Origin of the sequence: Flavobacterium psychroterrae (assembly GCF_018380615.1) — a bacterium.
In the GTDB taxonomy this organism is placed as follows: domain Bacteria; phylum Bacteroidota; class Bacteroidia; order Flavobacteriales; family Flavobacteriaceae; genus Flavobacterium; species Flavobacterium psychroterrae.
This window is the reverse complement of sequence record NZ_JAGYVZ010000001.1, coordinates 207,790-229,305: the sequence shown is the minus strand read 5'-3', so window position 1 is coordinate 229,305 and position 21,516 is coordinate 207,790. Positions and strand designations below refer to the sequence as shown.

Genomic DNA, 21,516 nt, shown 5'->3' with positions numbered 1-21,516 from the left:
TTAAAAAGGAACTATGAAAACACCATTTAAATATATAGCGCTATCAATATTACTTGCTGCAAGTGCAGTTTCTTGCAGTGATGATTTTCTAAAAGATAAGAAAGGTTATGGCTTTTATGATGATACGTTCTACCAGACTCAGGAACGCGCCCAGGCCTATGTAGATAATCAATATTATGATTTTTACAATGCTTATAAATCACCAATTTCTACTGTTATTGGTTCTTATACAGATATCAATTCAAGATTTACAGAGGAATTAGGAGGTACACAAGATTTTATCAATCCAAATAAAACGTTTATAAATTCTGCTGATGCCAGTGGGTATTATGGAGCAAAATTGGCTACAAGTATTAGTAATCATCCTTATAACAGAATTAGAGAATGTAATGCTTTTTTAGAAGAAGTAGATGTAAAAGGTGCTAACCTGGATAAAACATTTCGCGATCAGGCAAAAGGGCAGATGTACTATATGCGTGCGATGCAGTATTTTGATCTATTGCGCGTATATGGTGGTGTACCAATCGTTACAACTGTTCAGGCAGCTGCTGCTGATGACCCATCAATTCAACTTCCGAGAGCCAAACCGTCTGAAGTTGTCGCGCAAATCGTAAATGATTTAGACATGGCGGCAAGTTTATTACCGGGAAACTGGGGATCTGGTGCTTACGGACGTTTTACAAAAGGAGCAGCTATGGCACAAAAATCTAGAGTGCTTTTAACATTTGCTAGTCCTATATTCAATAAAAATTGGGACAGTTCAAATGAACGATGGGAAGCGGCTTTAAAAGCAGGATTGGAAGCAGAAGCTCAATTGTCTGCTGACGGCTATGGACTATACGGAAGTACTGCAAAACAATGGGAAAACATGTTTTTGATTGACAATGCATTTTGCTCAGAAGCAATCACGGTACAACTTTGTGGAATAGGTATTACTTCTCAAGCCATTAATAATTCATGGGAAAAAGGAATTCGTTTATTAAGTTTAGGAGGAACAGGAGGAGGAGTAGCCGCTCCTAAAGAAATGATTGATTTGTTTCCAATGGCAGATGGTAAAAGACCAACTGTTGCAAACGGTTACAACGATTTTACTTTCTTCCTTAACAGAGATCCAAGATTCTATAGAACATTTGCTTTCTCTGGTGCTAAATGGGGATCAAAGGAAACCCCTAATTCAGTTCTTTGGGCCTACCGTTGGATAGATAGTGCTAATAAAGCTGGTTTTTCAGATGGAAACACTGCAATCTCAAGTCCGGCTTTTGTTAGAAAAATGACAAATATTGCAGCTAGTAAAGAAACAAACTTTCAATATTCCGGAACTGATATTTTTGAATATCGTTATGCTGAATTATTATTAAATATTGCCGAATGTTACGCAGCTTTAGGACAAACAGGGAATACCGTAGCTTATTTAGGAAGAATTAGAAACCGCGTAGGTATTCCTTCTGCAAACAATTACGGTATAGGTACATTGACAGATAAATATCAGGCTATTGAAGCGGTTTTATATGAAAGAAGGGTAGAATTAGCTTACGAAGGAAAACGCTTTTGGGATGTTCAAAGATGGATGTTATATGATAATGAAGTGCTACCTGGAGTGATAGGAGGTACTGTAAGTAAATTAGGTTTAACTCCAATTAACGGAACAAAACGTACTGGTAACTTTTTACAGTATAGAGTTGCAACCACATCTTCAACAACAGATCCTTTAGCTGCTGCTCGTGCAAATGTGGTGGCAGATCCAGATGCTGCAAATTTCGGAACACAGTTAACAACTTTGGCAGCATTTTATACTGCAAACTTTATTCGCACACCCTTAATTACGCCTATGGATAATTTTAATGGAGTTGCTGTTAATATTAAGTTTAATCCCAACTATTATATTAATGGTCTTAACAACACAGCTTTAACTTCAAATCCTTGGTTATTGCAAACCATAGGCTGGAATGATAATTTTGGTGGAGCTGGAACATTTAATTATCAAGAATAAATTTTTACCCTTAAAATGATTATTCAAAACACATAAAAACGATCACCTGTATTGCTAAAATACAGGTGATTTGTTTAAAAAGAATTACCAAAATTAAAAATTAGTATGAAAAATTTCACTTTATCAACTCTTTTCCTATTGTTTTTGGGAAGTTTCCAATGTTTTGCCCAATATCCGAAACTAAGTAAAGAAGTTCAGGAACAGGAAAAGGCAATAAAAGACGAAGCGTCAAAACTTTCTGACGAAGCCTGGGGAAAAGCACTTATAATTGTCGAAGAAGAAGCCAGACAAGGCAAACCTTATATTCCATGGGCATCAAGACCAAATGATTTACCACAAGCAGAAATTCCTGCTTTTCCTGGAGCAGAAGGAGGAGGAATGTTTACTTATGGAGGTCGTGGCGGGAATGTTTACACCGTTACAAGTCTGGAAGACAGAGGACCGGGGACTTTGCGTGAAGCCTGCGAAAAAGGTGGAGCAAGAATCATTGTATTCAATGTTGCCGGAATTATCAAAATCAAAAGTCCGCTAATTATAAGAGCACCTTACATTACAATTGCGGGACAAACTGCACCCGGAGACGGAATTTGTATTGCCGGAGAATCTGTTTGGATCGATACACATGATGTAATTATCAGACATATGCGTTTCCGCAGAGGAGAAACTTTCGTAGGCCGTCGTGATGATGCCATTGGAGGAAATCCTGTTGGAAATATCATGATCGACCACGTTTCTGCAACATGGGGACTAGACGAAAACATGTCCATTTACAGACATATGTACAGCCCCGGAGCAGGTTATCCTGACGAGAAAAAACCAACTGTAAACATTACCATTCAAAACAGTTTATTTGGTGAAGCTTTAGATACATACAATCACGCTTTCGGAAGCACTTTAGGTGGAGAAAATTGCGCTTTTGTTAGAAATATGTGGGCAAATAATGCCGGAAGAAACCCTTCAATTGGATGGAACGGAATTTTCAATTTTGCAAACAATGTCGTTTTCAACTGGTACAACAGATCAACAGATGGAGGTGATTATACAGCAAACTACAACATCATCAATAACTTTTACAAACCGGGACCGGTTACAGACTTAACACAGCCAATTAGTTACAGAATCCTAAAACCGGAATCTGGACGAAGCAAATTATCTTATATGGTTTTTGGCAGAGCGTATGTAAACGGAAATATCGTAAACAACAATGAAAAAGTTACAAAAGACAACTGGGATGGCGGAATTCAGATCGAAAACAAAAAAGGCGAGTTAATGGCGTATGACGAAGCCAAAGATTTTTTTGCTAAAATGAAATCAGACAGACCTTTCCCAATGCCTTGGTTTCATCCATTTATGAAAGCTGATGAAGCGTATGAATTTGTCTTGAAAAATGTTGGAGCAACTTTACCAATCAGGGATAAAGTAGACGAAAGAATCGTAAGAACCGTAAAAACAGGAGTTCCTGAATACGCAAAAGGATTAGAGAAAAAAGAATTCTACCAATTCGAACACAGACGTTTACCGATGGATTCTTATAAAAAAGGAATCATTACAGATATTTCTCAAGTGGGCGGATACCCGGAATACAAAGGAAAACCTTATCTAGATACAGACAAAGATGGTATGCCGGACAAATGGGAGAAAAAACACGGCTTAAATCCAAATGATGCTTCAGATGCAAAATTAGATTCAGATAATGACGGATATTCTAATATCGAAGAATATTTAAACGGTACAGATCCGAACCAAAAAATAGACTGGAAAGATTTAAAAAATAACAACGAGACGCTAACTAAATCTTTGCTAGAGTAGGTTTTCAAACATCTTCAAGAAAAAAAATCTGCAAAATCTTCTGAATCTGCGAGAAAAAAATTAGCTCACAGATTTAGCAGATTATATAAAATCATCGTAATTAATAATTCCTTATTAAAATGAAATCTATTAAAAATATAAGCGTTTTGATGATGTTACTGGTATTTTTTACAAGTATTGCACAACAAAATTTAGATCCGGAATATATCAAAGTTACCAATGAGCGCGCAGCTAAAATTGTAGCGAAACTAGAATTGAAAAATCCTGAAAAAGAAAAAGCAGTTACAGATATTATAGCACAGCAATTTAGAGATTTAACTGCTATTCAGGATCCAAGAGACGCTGAAATCAAAAAAGTAAAAGAAGATACCGCTTTAGCGAAAGAAAAACAAAACGAAAAAATTGATAATCTAAAATCCAACGCAGATCAGTCAATCGAAAAACTGCACAAAGCCTATCTTAAAAAGTTAGCAAAACAATTAACAGAAGATAAAATCACAGAAGTTAAAGACGGAATGACGTATGGTGTTTTACCAATTACCGTTGCAGGTTACAACGACATGTTACCAAACTTAACTTCGGCACAAAAAGATTATATCTACAACGCTTTGGTCGAAGCAAGAGAACACGCAATGGACGGCGGATCTTCGAAAGAAAAACACGGTTGGTTTGGAAAATACAAAGGAAGAATCAATAATTATTTGTCGAAAGAGGGTTACGATTTAAACAAAGAAAGTACCGATTGGCACAAACGTGTGGAAGAACGAGAAAAGGAAAAAGGGAATAAATAGTTAAAGAGTTTTCAGTCGCAGTTTTCAGTTTTCAGTATCTACTGAGACTGAAAACTGAGACTGAGACTGAGACTGAGACTGAGACTGAGACTGAGACTGAGACTGAAAACTGAAAACTGAGACTGAGACTGAGACCGAAAACTGAGACTGAAAACTGAGACTAAAACTGAAAATCCTAAAACTTTACATACCAATTCTCATGCAAAATATTTCCTCAAACAAAATTCTAAAAAGAACAATGATGATCGTTTCATTTTGTTCTTTCTTCACTTCAACATATGCGCAATATCCGCAAATTCCCAAACCGATTCAGGAAAAAGCCGATGCGATTTTGGCCGATGAAGAAAAAAGATTAGCTGAAATCTGGAATAATAATTACAGCACTATTCAGGCTGAAGCCAAATTAGGACGACCGTATTTGCCGTGGGCTTCTTATCCAAAAGATTTTGTATGGGCAGATATTCCTGCTTTTCCCGGAGCTGAGGGTGGTGGAGCTTTCACTCAGGGTGGAAGAGGCGGAAAAATATTCGTTGTAACCAGTTTAGAAGACAGTGGAAAAGGAACTTTCAGAGAAGCTTGTGAAGCCGTTGGAGCAAGAACAATTGTATTCAACGTTTCGGGAATCATTCAGTTAAAGAAAAGAATCAGCATGCGTGCACCTTACGTGACTATAGCAGGACAAACTGCTCCCGGTGACGGAATTTGTATTGCAGGAGAAACGCTGGAAATCGATACACACGATGTTATCATCAGACATATGCGTTTTCGCAGAGGTGCTACAGATGTTACCCGCAGAGACGATGCCCTGGGCGGAAATCCAATTGGAAATATAATCGTAGATCACTGCTCAGTAAGTTGGGGATTAGACGAAAATATATCCTTATACAGACATCAGTTTCAGGCAAATGACAAATCGAAACTGGAAAAATTGCCGGCTTGCAATATTACCATTCAAAACACCATTTCATCAGAAGGTTTAGATACTTATAATCACGCTTTCGGAAGTACAATTGGTGGATTAAACAGGACTTTTATGCGTAACTTGTGGGCAGATAATATTTCAAGAAATGCTTCTGTCGGAATGTATGGTGATTTTAATTTTGTAAACAATGTGATTTTCAATTGGTGGAATCGTTCTCTTGACGGGGGCGATTATCGTTCGATGTTCAACATCATCAATAATTATTTTAAACCGGGACCAATTACCCCAACAGATCAGCCAATTCGTTACAGAATTCTAAAACCTGAATCAGGATATATGAAACCCAAAACATACGGAAGAGCTTATGTGTCTGGTAATTATATCGTAGGTTCTCCAGAGGTAACAGCAGATAACTGGAACGGCGGAGTGCAATTAGAAGATCAATCAGAAGCTGAGACAAAATCATATTTAGAATTGATTAAACAAACAAAACCTTTTTCAATGCCAAAGATTACCATCATGCCTGCAGAAGAAGCATACGAATTTGTGTTGAATAATGTTGGAGCAAATTTACCAAAACGAGACGTTGTCGACGAAAGAATCATCAAACAAGTCCGCACCGGAAAAATTGAAGTAAAAGACGGTTTAGAAAATGCGATTGGGAAGGAATTTATTAAAAGAAGATTACCTGCAGATTCTTATAAAAAAGGAATTATAACACATCCTGACCAAGTTGGAGGTTATCCGGTTTATAAAGGAAAAGCCTATAGAGATTCTGATAATGATGGAATTCCGGATGCCTGGGAAAAGAAATTTGGATTAGATCCAAATGATGCTTCAGATGCTAATAAAGACGCAAATGGTGACGGTTACACTAATATCGAAAAATATTTTAACGGAATTGATCCTAAATCTAAAACAGACTGGACAAAACCAGAAAATAATACAGATACATTGTCGAAAGTATTGTTGCAGTAGAGAGAGAGAATAGAGGAAAGAGAATAGAGGAAAGAGAATAGAATAAAGAGAATAGAATAAAGAGAATAGAATAAAGAGAATAGAATAAAGAGAATAGAATAAAGAGGATAGAATAAAGAGGAAAGAGGAAAGAGGAAAGAGGAAAGAGAATAGATTGTAGAAAAAAATATAAACTCTAACCCTTCATACTATTCTCAACGCAAACCTTTCAGGTTTAATAACGATAAAGAATACTCCAAAGTTTGTCATTTCGACGGAGGAGAATCTTCGCAAGAAACTCCACGAAGAAGATTCAGCAAACGGAGATTTCTCCTTCGTCGAAATAACAAGATTGTGGAAATGTAAAATTATAAAACATCATTAAATTGAATTTTAATAAGTTACGAAATATTGCTTCTTTCAAAAATACATTACTTTTAATGTGTTTTGCTCTGTCTTTTGGTGAAAACATCACAGCACAAACAAATTTCCCAGACATAATAAAAACCAAAGAAGGAAAACTTTCTTTTACCGCAGATAATTCAGGAAACAAAATTCCTGATTTTTCATACGCAGGATATATGGCTTCTGAAAAAGCGATTCCGAATGTGGAGAATAAAATTTTTGTTCCAAAACAAGAAGAAGACGCTACACAAAGAATTCAGGCAGCTATTGATTATGTGGGAAATCTAAAGCCAAATAAATCCGGTTTTCGCGGAGCTGTACTTTTAGACAAAGGAATTTTTAAAATCAATGGAACTTTATATCTTAAAAAATCAGGTATTGTTTTACGCGGAAGCGGAAATAATGAAAACGGAACAATTTTATTAGGAACCGGATTAAAACGAGAAGCCATAGTCAGAGTTTTAGGAATTAATGATAAAAAACTCGGTGAAACTTTCGAATTCAGTACAACTTATACACCACTTGGAACTCAAAAAATACAATTAAAAAATACCTCAAAATTAAAACCATCAGATGAAATTATCATCACAAAACCTTTAACTCTTAACTGGATTAAGGAATTAAAAATGGATGATTTTGGAGCAGAAACAGGTTGGATTGGCTGGAAAAAAGACGATTGGGATATTTCCTGGAACAGAGTTGTAACCAAAATTAATGGCAATGAAGTAACATTAAACGCTCCATTAACGATGACTTTAGATGATGTTTACGGAACTGCAAAAGTAATGACTTATTCATGGTCAGGACGAATCGAACAAATCGGGATTGAAAATATTCTGATGAAATCAACTTATGATCAGTCAAAACCAAAAGACGAAGAACATAGATGGCTAGGAATTAGCATAGAAAACACAAGAAATGCCTGGGTGAAACAAGTTAATTTCAAGCATTTTGCAGGAGGAGCAGTTTCGTTATTAAAATCGGCACACCAAATTACAGTTGAAGATTGTATCGCAACCGAACCCATTTCTGAAATTGGAGGATTTAGAAGACATACTTTTTATACCGAAGGGCAGCAAACTTTATTTCAACGTTGTTATTCTGAATACGGTTACCACGATTTTGCGGTTGGCGGATTTGGAACAACGGGTCCAAATGTGTTTATTCAATGTGAATCTTTTATGCCTTTCAATAATAGCGGAGCGATTGGCAGTTGGGCAACAGGAATATTATTTGATGTTTCGTATGTAGACGGTCATGCTTTAAGTTATAGTAACAGAGAACAAAACGGCAGAGGTGCAGGATGGACGGCTGCAAATAGCGTTATTTGGGAAACTTCGGCATCAAAAATAGAATGTTACAATCCGCCAACGGCACAAAACTGGGCTTTTGGAGTTTGGGGCGGAATCATGGCTGGCGATGGTCATTGGAAAGACGTAAACAATCATATTTCACCAAGAAGTTTATTTTATGCACAGTTAGAAAGTCGTTTACAACAGCTTCCTATGAAACCGTTTATTTATGATTTAGGTTCAGAACCTTCATCAAGTCCTGCGATTGATGTTGCACAAGAATTAACTAAAAATTCAGTTGCGCCAAAACAAAGCTTACCGGAATGGATTGCCGAAGTTTCAAAAGCAAATGCAATTGACACGAACAATTCAGGTTTAAAAAACGCGAATGATTTAAAAATAAATTCAGATCAAAAAATAAATTCAAATAATAAAGTAGCCACAAAAAACGGCTGGCTTATTTATGACAATAAAGTAATTGCTGGAAACAGATTAAGCGTTCCATGGTGGCGCGGAAGCCTGAGAGACAGCGATATTTCGAAATCATTACCGGATGTTACAAGATTTGTCCCAGGAAGAACCGGAACCGGATTTACAGATAATATCAACGAAGTTTCAGATTATTTGAGTACCAATAATATGGTCGCTTTAGAACATAATTACGGTTTATGGTACGAAAGAAGAATGGACGATCACGAACGCGTTCGCCGTTTTGATGCCGATGTCTGGCCGCCATTTTACGAACAGCCATTTGCACGAAGCGGACAGGATTTGGCCTGGGATCAATTAAGCAAATACGATTTAACAAAATTCAACGATTGGTATTGGAATCGTCTCGCACTTTTTGCCGATTTGGCAGAAGCCAAAGGACAATTATTAGTCAATCAGCAATATTTTCAACATAATATTATAGAGGCCGGAGCACATTGGTCAAGTTCACCGTGGCGTTCGGTAAATAATATAAATAGCACCGGTTTCCCTGAACCGCCGCCGTATGCAGGAGACAAACGTATATTTATGGCAGAACAGTTTTACGATATTACAAATCCGGTTCGAAGAAAATTACACGAGGGTTTCATCAGAAAATCTCTTGAAAATTTTCAGGACAACAGCAACGTAATTCAATTAACAAGTGCCGAATATACTGGTCCGTTTCATTTTATGGAATTTTGGCTGGATGAAGTCCAAAAATGGAAAGACGAAACAGGTAAAAAAGCAATCATTGGTTTAAGTGCGACAAAAGATGTTCAGGATGCTATTTTGAATGATGTACAAAGAGCAAAAACAGTTGATGCAATCGATATTCGTTATTGGTATTACAAAGAAGACGGATCAGTGTACGCGCCCGAAGGAGGCAAAAATTTAGCGCCAAGACAACACGCCAGAAAACTAAAAACCGGTAAAGAAACCGACAATCAGGTCTATCGCGCCGTTCGTGAATACCGCGAAAAATATCCTGAAAAAGTAATTCTGTATTCAACAGATGGTTCTTCAAGATTTGGCTGGGCGGCTTTGATGGCGGGAGCTTCATTACCGAATATTCCAAAAATTGAACTTCCTGAGTTTTATTCTGCTTTAAGCGAAATGAAATTAGTTGACGGAAATACGTTTTCAGATAATCTCTGGAAATTAGAAAATAAAGGAAAAAGTTACCTTTTTTATTTGAAAACTGATCAGGATATTTCTGTTGATTTATCAAATGCAAAAGGAACTTTCGAAGTATACACAATAAACGCCGCAACAGGAACTTTAGATAAAAAAACAAATATAAGCGGAGGAAAAGCAGTAGTAATTCCACAATCAGAAATTAAAGAAAAAGTGCTATTTGTAGTGAAGAAAAATTAGCCACAGATTGTACGGATTAAAAGGATTAACACAGATTTTTTGATCAATTAAAATTATTAATTAAAGATTAAAAATCTGCTCAATCTGCAAAATCTGCGAGAAAAATTTAAAGACAAAGCTTAGAAAATCCATTAAATCAGTGAAACCTGTGGCAAAAAGTGCATGGCAAAAATCTAAGTAAAAAACATAAAAACCAGCGAAAACCAGTTTAACCCGTGGCCCAAAACACATAAAAAATAATAAAATGAATACTAAGCCAAAATATCTACTTTCTATAAGCCTTTTGCTGTTAGCAACACAATTTATATATTCTCAATCTAAAAATCTGCCGGAAATCAAAGTTTCTAAAAATCAGCATTATTTTGTAACCGAAGACGAAAAACCATTCTTCTGGTTAGGAGATACCGGCTGGCTTACATTTGGAAAATTAGACCGTGCAGGAGTTGATAAATATTTTAAAGACAGAAAAGAAAAAGGATTCAATGTTGTGCAGGTAATGGTTTTACACAATATAAACGCCGTTAATGTTTATGGAAAAGCCGCTTTGATTAATGAAGACGTTTCTAAACCTTTTATTACAGCAGGAAATAATTTCAAAAATCCGCAAGAATACGATTATTGGGATCATGTCGATTATACCTTAGAAGTCGCTCGCAAAAACGGAATCTATTTAGCAATGGTTCCGGTTTGGGGAACAAACGTTTCAAAAGGAAATAAAGTCAGCAAAGAGCAAGCTACAGAATATGCTAAGTTTTTAGCCGACAGATACAAAAACAAAAGCAACGTAATTTGGTTAAACGGAGGCGATACACACGGAAACGAGTTTATGGATATTTGGAATGCGATTGGAAGCACATTAAAAACCAATAACCCAAATCAGTTAGTAACATTTCACCCTTTCGGCAGAACCGATTCTTCCGAAAATTATCATAATGCAAGCTGGTTAGATTTCAATATGTTCCAGTCAGGCCACAGAAGGTACGATCAGGATTCAGTGAAAACGAATTTTAAAGAAGACAATTACAAATTTGCCCTTAGAGATTTCGAATTAAAACCAACAAAACCAACGCTTGACGGAGAACCATCGTATGAAGCCATTCCGCATGGTTTGCACGACACTTTACAACCAAAATGGACCGCAAATGACGTTCGCCGTTACGGATATTGGTCAGTGTTTTCAGGCGCTGCAGGTTACACATACGGGCACAACGCCGTAATGCAAATGTTTAGAAAAGGCGATAAACCAGCCTACGGAAATAAAGAATTATGGACATCGGCGCTAAATTCTCCAGGAGCAAAACAAATGGTTTTCATCAAGAAATTAATGTTAGAATTTCCGTTTTTAGAAGGAATTCCGGATGAAACTTTAATCGCAAACCAAGGATCGAGATATGATTATTTGGCAGCAACAAGAGGAAAAAATTACGCTTTGATTTATACTTACAACGGAAGAAAAATCGAAGTAAATATGGGGAAAATTGAAGGAGAAAAAGTCCAGGTAATCTGGTACAATCCAAGAAACGGACAAAAGAAGAAAATCGGAATCGTTGACAATAATGGAACAAAAGAATTTCAGCCTTTGGGTATAAAAGAAGACGGTAATGACTGGGTTTTGATTTTAAAGTCAGGTAAGTAATTTAATCGGAATAACGACAATCTTGTCATTTCGACGGAGGAGAAATCACACTAGAAACTCCACATAGTACGTTGCTCTCTGGATGTGATTTCTCCTTCGTCGAAATGACAAAAATGAGGATAAAAAATCTGCGCCAATCTGCCAAAATCAGCAAAATCTGCATGAAACAAAAAAACAAAACAATGAAAAACATACTAATAATTCTCTGCTTCATACTAGGACTTAACACCGCTTTCGCAAACGACGGCTGGCTAAATATCCTAAACGAAGGAGGAAACAACAAAGGAATTAAATGTACCGAGGCCATTCAAAATGCAATAGAAAAAGCATCTAAAAACGGCGGAGGAACTATCTTTTTCCCTGCAGGAGAATATCTTACCGGAGCATTAAAACTAAAAAGTAATATTACGATTCATTTAGATTCAGGCGCACTTTTAAAATTTTCAGATAATTTTGATGACTTCTTGCCTTACGTAGAAATGCGTTATGAAGGATTGGTAATGAAATCTTTCTCTCCTTTATTTTATGCCAAAGATGTAGAAAACATCACCATAAAAGGAAGAGGCGTAATCGACGGACAAGGAAAAGCATGGTGGAATGAAGTGTACCGAATAGAATCCGCAAAAGGACCAATTCCACAAACCAAATATCAAAAAATGTGGGAAGAGCAAAATCAGGGAATTGTATATTCTGATTATTACAAAAGAACGATCGATAAAAAGTTTTTCAGACCTTCATTTTTTCAGGCATACAATTGCAAAAACATTTTAATCGAAGGCGTAACGTTTCAAAATTCGCCATTCTGGACGATCAATCCTGAATTTTGTGATAATGTAACCGTAACCGGAATCTCGATTTTTAATCCGCATTCACCAAATACAGACGGAATCAATCCTTCATCTTGTAAAAATGTTCATATTTCAAATTGCCATATCAGCGTTGGCGACGATTGCATTACCATCAAATCCGGAAGAGACGAAGACGGACGTAAATACAACCGACCAACAGAAAACGTAACAATCACGAATTGTACAATGTTAAGCGGTCACGGCGGAGTAGTTATCGGAAGTGAAATGTCTGGCGGAATCAAAAAAATCACCATTTCGAACTGTGTTTTTGACGGAACAGATCGTGGAATCCGTATCAAAGCAGCGCGAGGACGCGGCGGCGTTGTAGAAGATATTCGCGTAGATAATATCGTAATGAAAAACATTAAAGAAGAAGCAATTGTACTAAGTCTTTTCTACGATAAAGATACCAAAGTAGAACCTGTGACCGAGAAAACGCCGATTTTCAGAAACATTCACATGAGCAATATTACAGGCTCAAATGTCAACAAAGCCGGACAAATTTTGGGAATTACCGAAATGCCAATTCAAAACATCACTTTCTCTAACATTAATATGGACGGAAAAGAAGGTTTTACCGTAAATACGGCCACAGATGTTGAATTTCACGATGTAAAAGTAAACGCGACAATTGGTTCTTCTTTCAAAATTTCAGATTCAAAAAATATCATTTTAGATAATGTTGGATCTTCAACACCAATAAAAAATGTTCCGGTAATCAAGTTAGAAAATGTTTCTAATATGATGATTAATAATGATTTCCCGTTTAATGCAACCGATATTTTCATAGAAGCCGAAGGAAAAGAAACAAAGAATGTTTTCCTGAAAAATAATGTTTTTAACAACGTAACAACGATCGTTAAAAAAGGAAAAGATCTGGATAAAAAAGCAATTATACAGAAGATTGATAAGTAAAGTAAAGTAACACGAATTTCACAAATTCACACAAATTTAATTCGTGCAAATTAGTGAAATTGGTGTTTAATTTGACAACATGAGAAATATATTCATCACCATAACCCTTTTCTTTTTTGCGATAAGTTATTCGCAGAAAAAAAAAGACATCTATCTTTTTACGTCGTTTCGGGAACCCGCGACCGAAGGTTTGTATCTGGCGTACAGCGAAGACGGTTACAACTGGAAAGGTTTAGAAGGTTCATTTTTGAAACCGGAGATCGGCGCAAGCAAAATCATGCGTGATCCGTCGATTACAAAAGGTGCAGACGGAACCTATCATATGGTTTGGACAACAGACTGGAAAGGCGGAAATGGTTTTGGATATGCAAGTTCTAAAGATTTAATGCATTGGTCGGCACAAGAATATATTCCGGTTATGAAAAACGAACCTGAAGTAGTAAACGTTTGGGCACCTGAAATTTTTTATGATGATGTCAAAAAAGAATACATTATTATTTGGGCATCGACCATTCCGTTTCGATTTGAAAAAGGAGTTGAAGAGGAGAAAAACAATCACCGAATGTATTATGTAACAACAAAAGATTTTAAAACATTTTCAGACACAAAATTATATTATGATCCGGGTTTTAGCGTGATAGATTGTGTGATTGTAAAGAAAAGTAAAAAAGAGTATGTTTTGGTTTTGAAAGACAACACCAGACCTATGCGAAATATAAAAGTAGCTTTCGGGAAATCGCCTTTAGGACCATTCGAAAAAAGTTCAAAACCATTAACAGAGTATTTATCCGAAGGTCCAACGGTGGTAAAAGTTGGCAAAAAATGGTTGTTGTATTATGATAATTACGGTTCAAAAAATTATAAAGCTTTAAGCACGTCAGATTTTGTTCATTTTGAAGATGTTTCCTCAAAAATAAGTCTTCCGGAAGGACACAAACACGGAACGATTACAACAATTTCAGAAGAAGTTTTAAAAGGATTAATTGAAAAGAAAAATTAGAAAAGAAATTTCACGCAGATTTAAATCGATTAAAGCAGATCAAGCAGATTTTTAATATTATCTGCGAGAATCAGCTCAAATCTGCTAAATCTGCGTGAAACAAAAAATAAAAATCTGCTAAATCTGCGAGAGAAAAAATTTCACGCAGATTTAAAATGATTAAAGCAGATGCAGCAGATTTTTAATTTAATCTGTATAAAGAAAACAAAAGTAATATCTGCAGAAATCAGCTAAAATCTGCGTGAAACAAAAAATAAAAATCTGCTTGATCTGCTAAATCTGCGAGAGAAAAAATTTCACGCAGATTTAAAATGATTAAAGCAGATGTAGCAGATTTTTAATTTAATCTGTACAAAAAAAACAAAAGTAATATCTGCGGAAATCAGCTAAAATCAGCTATAATCTGCGTGAAACAAAAAATAAAAATCTGCTAAATCTGCGAGAGAAAAATTTCACGCAGATTTAAAATGATTAAAGCAGATGTAGCAGATTTTTATTTTAATCTGTACAAAGAAAACAAAAGTAATATCTGTGGAAATCAGCTAAAATCTGTAAAATCTGCGTGAAACAAAAAACAATAACAATGATTGCTTTCAAAAATATAAAAAATAATATCTCTTTATCCTTTACTCTTTTGCTGGCTTTTGGTGCTGTAAATTCGGCAATAGCGCAAAATGATACCGTTCGTTATGTTGGTAAAACATTATCGAATGTCGATTATCATCACGGGCAATTAAGTCCCGCGGTTGGGGTTCACGCTACGCAGATTATGCGCGCCAGCCGTGAACATCCAGAAAAAGCAGATGGTTTTGGGTGGACATACAATCACCAGCCAACAATGGCATACTGGGATGATACTTTTTATCTTCAATATTTGAGTGATCCTGCGGGAGAACATATTCCGCCAAGCCAGACTTTGATTATGACTTCAAAAGATGGTGTGACGTGGAAAATGCCAAAAGTGATTTTTCCAATTTATCATATTCCTGACGGATGGAAAAAAGATGGGGTAGAAGGCGTAGCCAAAAATCTGGATGCGATTATGCACCAAAGAATGGGTTTTTATACCTCAAAAGACAAACGGCTTTTTGCACTTGCGTATTACGGAATCGCAATGGATGAAAAAGACGACCCAAACGACGGAAAAGGAATTGGACGTGTGATTCGAGAAATTAAAAAAGACGGAAGTTTTGGCGAAATTTATTTTATCAGATACAATAAATCATGGGACAAATCTAAATCGGCTTTTCCATTTTATACGCAGGCAAAAGACAAAGGTTTGAAAAAAGCCTGCGAAGAAATTCTTTCAGATCCTTTGGTTTTACAACAATGGGTGGAAGAGGCAGATCGTGATGACGAATTGATTCCGCTAAAAAAACCTTATAAAGCGCTAAGTTCTTATCATTTACCAAACGGAGATGTAGTGGGTTTATGGAAACACGCTTTAACTTCGATCAGTAAAGACGGTGGAAAATCCTGGGAATATATGCCCGTTCGTGCGCCCGGTTTTGTAAACAGCAACGCAAAAATCTGGGGACAAAAAACATCAGATAATCGTTATACAACCGTTTATAATCCGTCAGAATACCGTTGGCCATTGGCGATTTCAACCAGCGATGACGGTTTGAATTACAAAGATTTATTATTAGTTCACGGCGAAATCAGTCCGATGCGTTATGGTGGAAACTACAAATCTGCAGGACCTCAATATGTCCGGGGAATTTCGGAAGGTGACGGAATTCCGCCTGACGGAAAACTTTGGGTAAGTTACAGCGTTAATAAAGAAGACATTTGGGTAGCGTCGATTCCGGTTCCGGTTGTGAGTACTGTTACAGAAAACGCAAATGATTTTTTTAATAATCTTCCTGACGGACAAGAATTAAAACTTTGGAACACTTATGATTTGGCTTGGGCTTCTACCAAAATAGAAAAGAAAACAGACGGCAAAAAATGACTAACTTTAAGAGATCAGGATTATTTCGATTATGCTCGTGCAGAACGTGTTATTCCGTTTGCAGAGAAAATGGAAATGACTTTTACCGTTAAGCCGGAACAAAATAATCACGGTTTATTGCAGGTGGAATTTCAAAATAAACAGGGTTTACCAGCCGTAAGATTAACTTTTGATGCTGATGGACAATTGAAAACAAAAACCGGAGCCCGTTTCAATACGATTGCAAAATACGAAGCCGGAAAAGAATATAAAGTAAACGTAAAGCTGAACGTTAAAACCCGTTCGTACACCATAAAAGTAAACGACGAAAAAGAGTCAACGAGAATTTTTTATGCTCCGGTAGATGGTTTTGAGCGAATAATGTTCCGCACCGGCGAGCAAAGATATTCACCAAATGCCGATACAGAACCGGACACAGATGATTACGACGATCTGCCTCAAACCGGAAAATTAATTCCTGAGGCGGTTTTTAATATTCAATCGTTGATTACGAAAAAGTTGTAAAAAATATACGACGCGGATGACACGGATTTACTTCGTAAAAACGCAGATAAAAACGGATTTTTTATTTGCCTTGCTAAAATTAAATATTAAAAAAATCCGTTTTTATCCGCGTCTTCGCTTTAGCGAATCCGTGTCATCCGCGTCCAAAAATCTCAACAATAAGAAATGAAGAATTTCAAAAACATAGTATTAGCAATTTGTCTTTTAGTAACTCTGGTTTCTAAAGGGCAAATTTTGCCTGTACATTTAACAACAGAAATGGCTCAGAATCCATTAGCCGTGGTTCAGAATCAACCGAGATTAAGCTGGCAGTTGGTTTCAAAAGAATCTAATGCATCACAAATTGGCTATCAAATTTTGGTTTCATCTTCTGAAGAAAAACTAAAAAACGATGAAGCAGATATTTGGAACAGCGGAAGAATAGATTCTAATAAAAACCTGCAAATTGCTTATGGCGGAAATCCGTTGAAAAACGAAACCAAATATTTCTGGAAGGTTAAAGTATGGAATCAAACAGGAAAAGTTTCTAAATGGAGTAAAACAGCTTCTTTCAGAACCGCTTCGTTAGAATCAGAATTAAATCCAACCTGGATTGGCGCAATTACAAAAGCCGACAGTCATTTACCGGAAGGCCGAAATTATCATTCTGCAACTTACAACAGAGAAAAAAAGAATGCCATAATTAATGCTTCGGATTCTTTGTCGCGCAGGAGTATTATGCTTCGTAAACCTTTTGAAATCAAAAAAGAAATCAAAGAAGCAGTCGTTTATATTTCAGGTTTAGGACATTACGACTTAACCATTAACGGGAAGAAAATTGGCAACAGCGAGTTTGCACCTTTATGGACAGATTACGATAAAAGTGTAAATTATAATATTTACGAACTGAATCCGAAGGAATTAGAGAAAGGCGAAAATGTAATTGGCGTTTTGTTAGGAAACGGAATGTACAATACACTTGCAGAAAGATATACGAAGTTTTTTGTGAGTTTTGGTCCGCCAACGTTATTCTTTAAAATGAAAATTACCTATAAAGACGGTTCTGAAGAAATCATAAAATCAGATGAAAGCTGGAAATACAGCAAGAGTCCGATTACGTATAATAGCATTTTTGGAGGCGAAGATTACAACGCCAATATAGAACAAAAAGACTGGAATAAAAAATATTTCAAAGATGCTGACTGGAAAAAAGTTGTGATTCAGGAAGCGCCAAAAGGAGTTTTAAGACCACAGACCGCACCGCCAATTATAATTCAGAAACAATATAATATTAAGGAAGTAAAAGAACTTAAACCAAACTTTTTTGTCTTTAATATGGGACAAAATCTTTCCGGATTTCCCACCATAAAAGTAAAAGGAAAAAAAGGGCAGACGGTTCGTATTTGGGTAGCTGAAGGTTTAAATGAAGATGGCACAATTGCACAGGGAAGATCCGGAAAACCCTACTATTACGACTATACTTTAAAAGGTGACAGAATTGAAGAATGGACACCGAAATTTAGCTTTTACGGATTTCAATATATTCAGATTGAGAATGTTAATTTTAAAGAAGCCAAAAACGCAGATTTTCCAACAGTTGTTGATTTGAAATCGAATTTCATTTACAATTCGGCTGGAGAAGCGGGAAGTTTTGAATGTTCCAACGAAATTTTCAATAAATCGCACGAGCTGATAAACAATTCAATAAAAAGTAATTTTCAAAGTGTTTTTACCGATTGTCCGCAACGAGAAAAATTAGGATGGTTAGAAGAAGTTCATTTGAACGGCCCGGGATTAATGTTCAATTATAATCTCGAAAGTTATATTCCAGCGATGATGCAGAATATCTCAGATTCGCAAAGAGAAAACGGTTTGATTCCGACAATTGTTCCTGAATATGTGGTTTTTGGAGGCGACTTTACCGACTCTCCGGAATGGGGTGTAACCGGCGTAATTCTGCCCTGGATGTATTACGAGTATTACGGTGATGCTTCGTTAATCGAAAAGTATTATTCGGTTATGAAAAACTACGTAGACTATTTAGGAACAAAAGCAACCAATAATATTGTTTCGCACGGATTAGGCGATTGGTACGATTACGGCACGCATGCCGCGGGATATTCAAAAAATAGTCCGATTGCGCTTTCGGCAACTTCACATTATTTTTACGGAGCAAGTTTAGTTGCAAAAGCAGCAAAGTTACTGAACAAAACAGAAGATATTTCGAAATACGAAACTTTGACAACTGATATAAAAAATGCTTTCAACAAGGAGTTTTTCAATCCGGAAACCAAACAATATGGAACCAGCAGTCAGTTTAGCAATGCCGTTCCGGTTTATATGAATATTGTAGAGCCGCAGTATAAAGAAGCTGTAATGCAAAACTTGATTGCCGATATCAATGCAAAAGGCGACAGATTAACAACTGGAGATGTTGGAAACCGTTATTTATTTCAGGCTTTGGCACAAAATGGGGAAAACGAAACGATGTATAAAATGCACAATCATTATGATGCGCCGGGTTATGGTTTTCAGATTAAATTTGGCTTGACCACTTTAACCGAACAATGGGATCCAACAAAAGGAAATTCATGGAATCATTTTATGCTTGGGCAGATTGAAGAATGGTTTTATCAAAGTTTAGCCGGAATTGTGGCTGATCCTGAAAAACCTGGATTCAAACATTTCTTTATTCAGCCGGAAGTGGTGGGCGATATGACTTTCGCTAAAGCGGATTATCAATCGGTTTATGGGAAAATTGCTTCGTCCTGGGAAAAGAAAGAGGGAAAATTGATTTTGAAAATCGAAATTCCGGTGAATACTTCGGCGACGATAAAATTGCCGGTTGCAGCGGGTACAGAAGTAAAAGTAAATGGAAAAGTAACTAAAAACCTGAGATTTGGATCAGGAAAATATACGATTGAATGTAAAATATAAAAATAAATTGGTACAAAGATCAAACGGATTTCAATAGATGAACACAGATTTTTTTTATAACTATCAAAATAAAATCCGCTCAACCCGCGTCATCCGCGTGCCAATGTCAACAACAAGAAATGAAGAAATTAAAAAACATAGGAAAGGCAATATTACTTTCAATTTTTGCAGTGAGTTTTGCAAACGCGCAAATAACTTCTGATGAAAATTTCAGAAAACCCGTTTCGGAAACCTTAAAAAAAATCGAAACTGTTTTTCATGTTACCATAAACGATGACCGAGGTTTATTGAAAGGGAAAGAATTAGACTATGCCGATTGGAGAATAGAACCGGGAAATTTGGCGATCTCGATAACTAACATTCTGGCTCCGTTTGAATTGATGTATTTCAAACAGCCGGACGGAACGTATATCATCAGAAAATATGAAAATCATAAAGTTTCAGTGGATAAAGGAAAAGAACGCTTGTTCTACCTGGAAAGCCTTTATTCGACTAAAGAAGAATGGGAAAAACGTAAAACGGAGTTAAAAGCTTGTATGATAACCTCATTTGGATTAGAAAAGGCTCCCCCAATGCCAAAATCTAAGCCACTTTTAACTCCAAAGAGAATTTATAAAGATTACAGTGTTGAGAATATTGCATTAGAAATTCTTCCCGGAGTTTATGCGACGGGATCAATTTACAAACCTTATCCCCTAAATAAAAAAGCCGCGGTTATTTTAACGCCAGACGGACATTTTGGAGACGGAAGATATAGAAAAGACGAACAATACCGCTGTGCAATTATGGCAAAAATGGGAGCCATTGTAGTGAGTTACGATTTGTTTGCCTGGGGAGAATCATTGCTTCAGTTTCCGGAAGAAACCCACAGAAATAGTATTGCTTCAACGGTTCAGGTTTTAAGCGGAATCCGATTATTGGATTATTTATCGACTCAAAAAAATGTTGATATGACTCGGATTGGCGTAACAGGCGGTTCAGGCGGAGGTTCGCACACGATGTTTTTGGCTGCTTTAGACGATAGAATTACGGTTTCTGCTCCGGTGGTAATGGTTTCTTCGCATTTTTCCGGAGGCTGTCCGTGCGAAAGTGGACGCGGAATTCACCTTTGCGGAAATGGAACAAATAATGCCGAAATCTCAGCAATGATGGCGCCAAAACCACAATTGATTGTTTCTGATGGAAAAGACTGGACGCTTGCAGTTCCGGAATTGGAATTTCCTTTTATCCAACGCACATATGAATTATATGGAAAGAAAGATTTAGTCGAAAATGCACATTTTGCCAAAGAAGGACATGATTTTGGAGTTTCAAAACGTATGGCTTTGTATCCGTTTATGGCAAAATATTTAGGTTTGGATTTGAATAAAATAAAAAACGAAAAAGGCGAAATCGACGAATCGACTTGTGTGATTGAACCTTATGACAAACTATATGTTTTTGGGAATAAAGCAGAAAACTTACCTAAAAATGCATTGAAAGACATCAACAAATTATATGAAATGTTTGGCGAGAAGAATAATAAAGTTTACGAGGTTAAGAAATAAAAAAGATAAACACGAATTAGCACGAATTATTTTGCCAGAGATTAAAAAGATTTTCACAAATTAAAAATCTGCTCGATCTGCTAAATCTGCGGAAAAAAAATTACTCTCGCAGATTTAGCAGATTATGCAGATAAAAAATCATTTTAATCATTTGAATCTGTGGTAAAAATTACAGAAATTGAAGT

The 21,516-nt window shown here is 36.4% G+C and carries 11 protein-coding genes and 1 pseudogene; all 12 read left to right on the top strand.

The features are described 5' to 3' along the window. Positions 1-13 precede the first annotated feature (13 nt). The 12 genes and pseudogenes from KHA90_RS00805 (at position 14) to KHA90_RS00755 (ending at position 21,331) form a co-directional block, all read left to right on the top strand. Complete coding sequence (locus KHA90_RS00805; protein WP_213293818.1) at positions 14-1,990, top strand: RagB/SusD family nutrient uptake outer membrane protein; 1,977 nt, start codon at positions 14-16, stop codon at positions 1,988-1,990. Between the two features lie 105 nt (positions 1,991-2,095). Beyond that, complete coding sequence (locus KHA90_RS00800) at positions 2,096-3,799, top strand: polysaccharide lyase (protein ID WP_213293816.1); 1,704 nt, start codon at positions 2,096-2,098, stop codon at positions 3,797-3,799. 119 nt (positions 3,800-3,918) lie between these two features. Beyond that, entirely contained in the window at positions 3,919-4,590 is a 672-nt protein-coding gene (locus tag KHA90_RS00795; RefSeq protein WP_213293814.1) for a DUF3826 domain-containing protein, read from the top strand. A 199-nt stretch (positions 4,591-4,789) separates the two neighbouring features. Beyond that, a complete protein-coding gene (locus KHA90_RS00790; protein ID WP_213293812.1) occupies positions 4,790-6,490 on the top strand; it encodes a polysaccharide lyase in 1,701 nt (566 codons plus the stop codon). 365 nt (positions 6,491-6,855) lie between these two features. Continuing rightward, complete coding sequence (locus KHA90_RS00785) at positions 6,856-10,011, top strand: DUF6298 domain-containing protein (protein ID WP_244860217.1); 3,156 nt, start codon at positions 6,856-6,858, stop codon at positions 10,009-10,011. Positions 10,012-10,255: 244 nt separating this feature from the next. Continuing rightward, positions 10,256-11,647, top strand: a complete 1,392-nt coding sequence (locus KHA90_RS00780; RefSeq protein ID WP_213293810.1) for a glycoside hydrolase family 140 protein — start codon at positions 10,256-10,258, stop codon at positions 11,645-11,647. Between the two features lie 182 nt (positions 11,648-11,829). Next, a complete protein-coding gene (locus KHA90_RS00775; RefSeq protein WP_213293807.1) occupies positions 11,830-13,410 on the top strand; it encodes a glycoside hydrolase family 28 protein in 1,581 nt (526 codons plus the stop codon). A 79-nt stretch (positions 13,411-13,489) separates the two neighbouring features. Beyond that, a complete protein-coding gene (locus tag KHA90_RS00770; protein WP_213293805.1) occupies positions 13,490-14,410 on the top strand; it encodes a glycoside hydrolase family 43 protein in 921 nt (306 codons plus the stop codon). A 583-nt stretch (positions 14,411-14,993) separates the two neighbouring features. After that, the gene (locus KHA90_RS00765; protein ID WP_244860216.1) at positions 14,994-16,364 is read left to right on the top strand and encodes a six-hairpin glycosidase; all 1,371 of its coding nucleotides are present in this window, start codon (positions 14,994-14,996) and stop codon (positions 16,362-16,364) included. Positions 16,365-16,376: 12 nt separating this feature from the next. Next, positions 16,377-16,868 (top strand): annotated as a pseudogene (locus KHA90_RS25320) (six-hairpin glycosidase); the annotation flags it as partial. 165 nt (positions 16,869-17,033) lie between these two features. Next, entirely contained in the window at positions 17,034-19,784 is a 2,751-nt protein-coding gene (locus KHA90_RS00760) for a glycoside hydrolase family 78 protein (protein ID WP_213293803.1), read from the top strand. Between the two features lie 119 nt (positions 19,785-19,903). Next, positions 19,904-21,331: an alpha/beta hydrolase family protein gene (locus KHA90_RS00755; protein ID WP_213293801.1), complete on the top strand. Its 1,428-nt coding sequence runs from the start codon at positions 19,904-19,906 to the stop codon at positions 21,329-21,331. Positions 21,332-21,516 lie beyond the last annotated feature (185 nt).

What these genes read in the sequence shown, in the direction of transcription:
- KHA90_RS00805 (WP_213293818.1), top strand. Translation starts at nt 14, where the DNA reads ATGAAAACACCATTTAAATATATAGCGCTATCAATATTACTTGCTGCA.
- KHA90_RS00800 (WP_213293816.1), top strand. Translation starts at nt 2,096, where the DNA reads ATGAAAAATTTCACTTTATCAACTCTTTTCCTATTGTTTTTGGGAAGT.
- KHA90_RS00795 (WP_213293814.1), top strand. Translation starts at nt 3,919, where the DNA reads ATGAAATCTATTAAAAATATAAGCGTTTTGATGATGTTACTGGTATTT.
- KHA90_RS00790 (WP_213293812.1), top strand. Translation starts at nt 4,790, where the DNA reads ATGCAAAATATTTCCTCAAACAAAATTCTAAAAAGAACAATGATGATC.
- KHA90_RS00780 (WP_213293810.1), top strand. Translation starts at nt 10,256, where the DNA reads ATGAATACTAAGCCAAAATATCTACTTTCTATAAGCCTTTTGCTGTTA.
- KHA90_RS00775 (WP_213293807.1), top strand. Translation starts at nt 11,830, where the DNA reads ATGAAAAACATACTAATAATTCTCTGCTTCATACTAGGACTTAACACC.
- KHA90_RS00770 (WP_213293805.1), top strand. Translation starts at nt 13,490, where the DNA reads ATGAGAAATATATTCATCACCATAACCCTTTTCTTTTTTGCGATAAGT.
- KHA90_RS00765 (WP_244860216.1), top strand. Translation starts at nt 14,994, where the DNA reads ATGATTGCTTTCAAAAATATAAAAAATAATATCTCTTTATCCTTTACT.
- KHA90_RS00760 (WP_213293803.1), top strand. Translation starts at nt 17,034, where the DNA reads ATGAAGAATTTCAAAAACATAGTATTAGCAATTTGTCTTTTAGTAACT.
- KHA90_RS00755 (WP_213293801.1), top strand. Translation starts at nt 19,904, where the DNA reads ATGAAGAAATTAAAAAACATAGGAAAGGCAATATTACTTTCAATTTTT.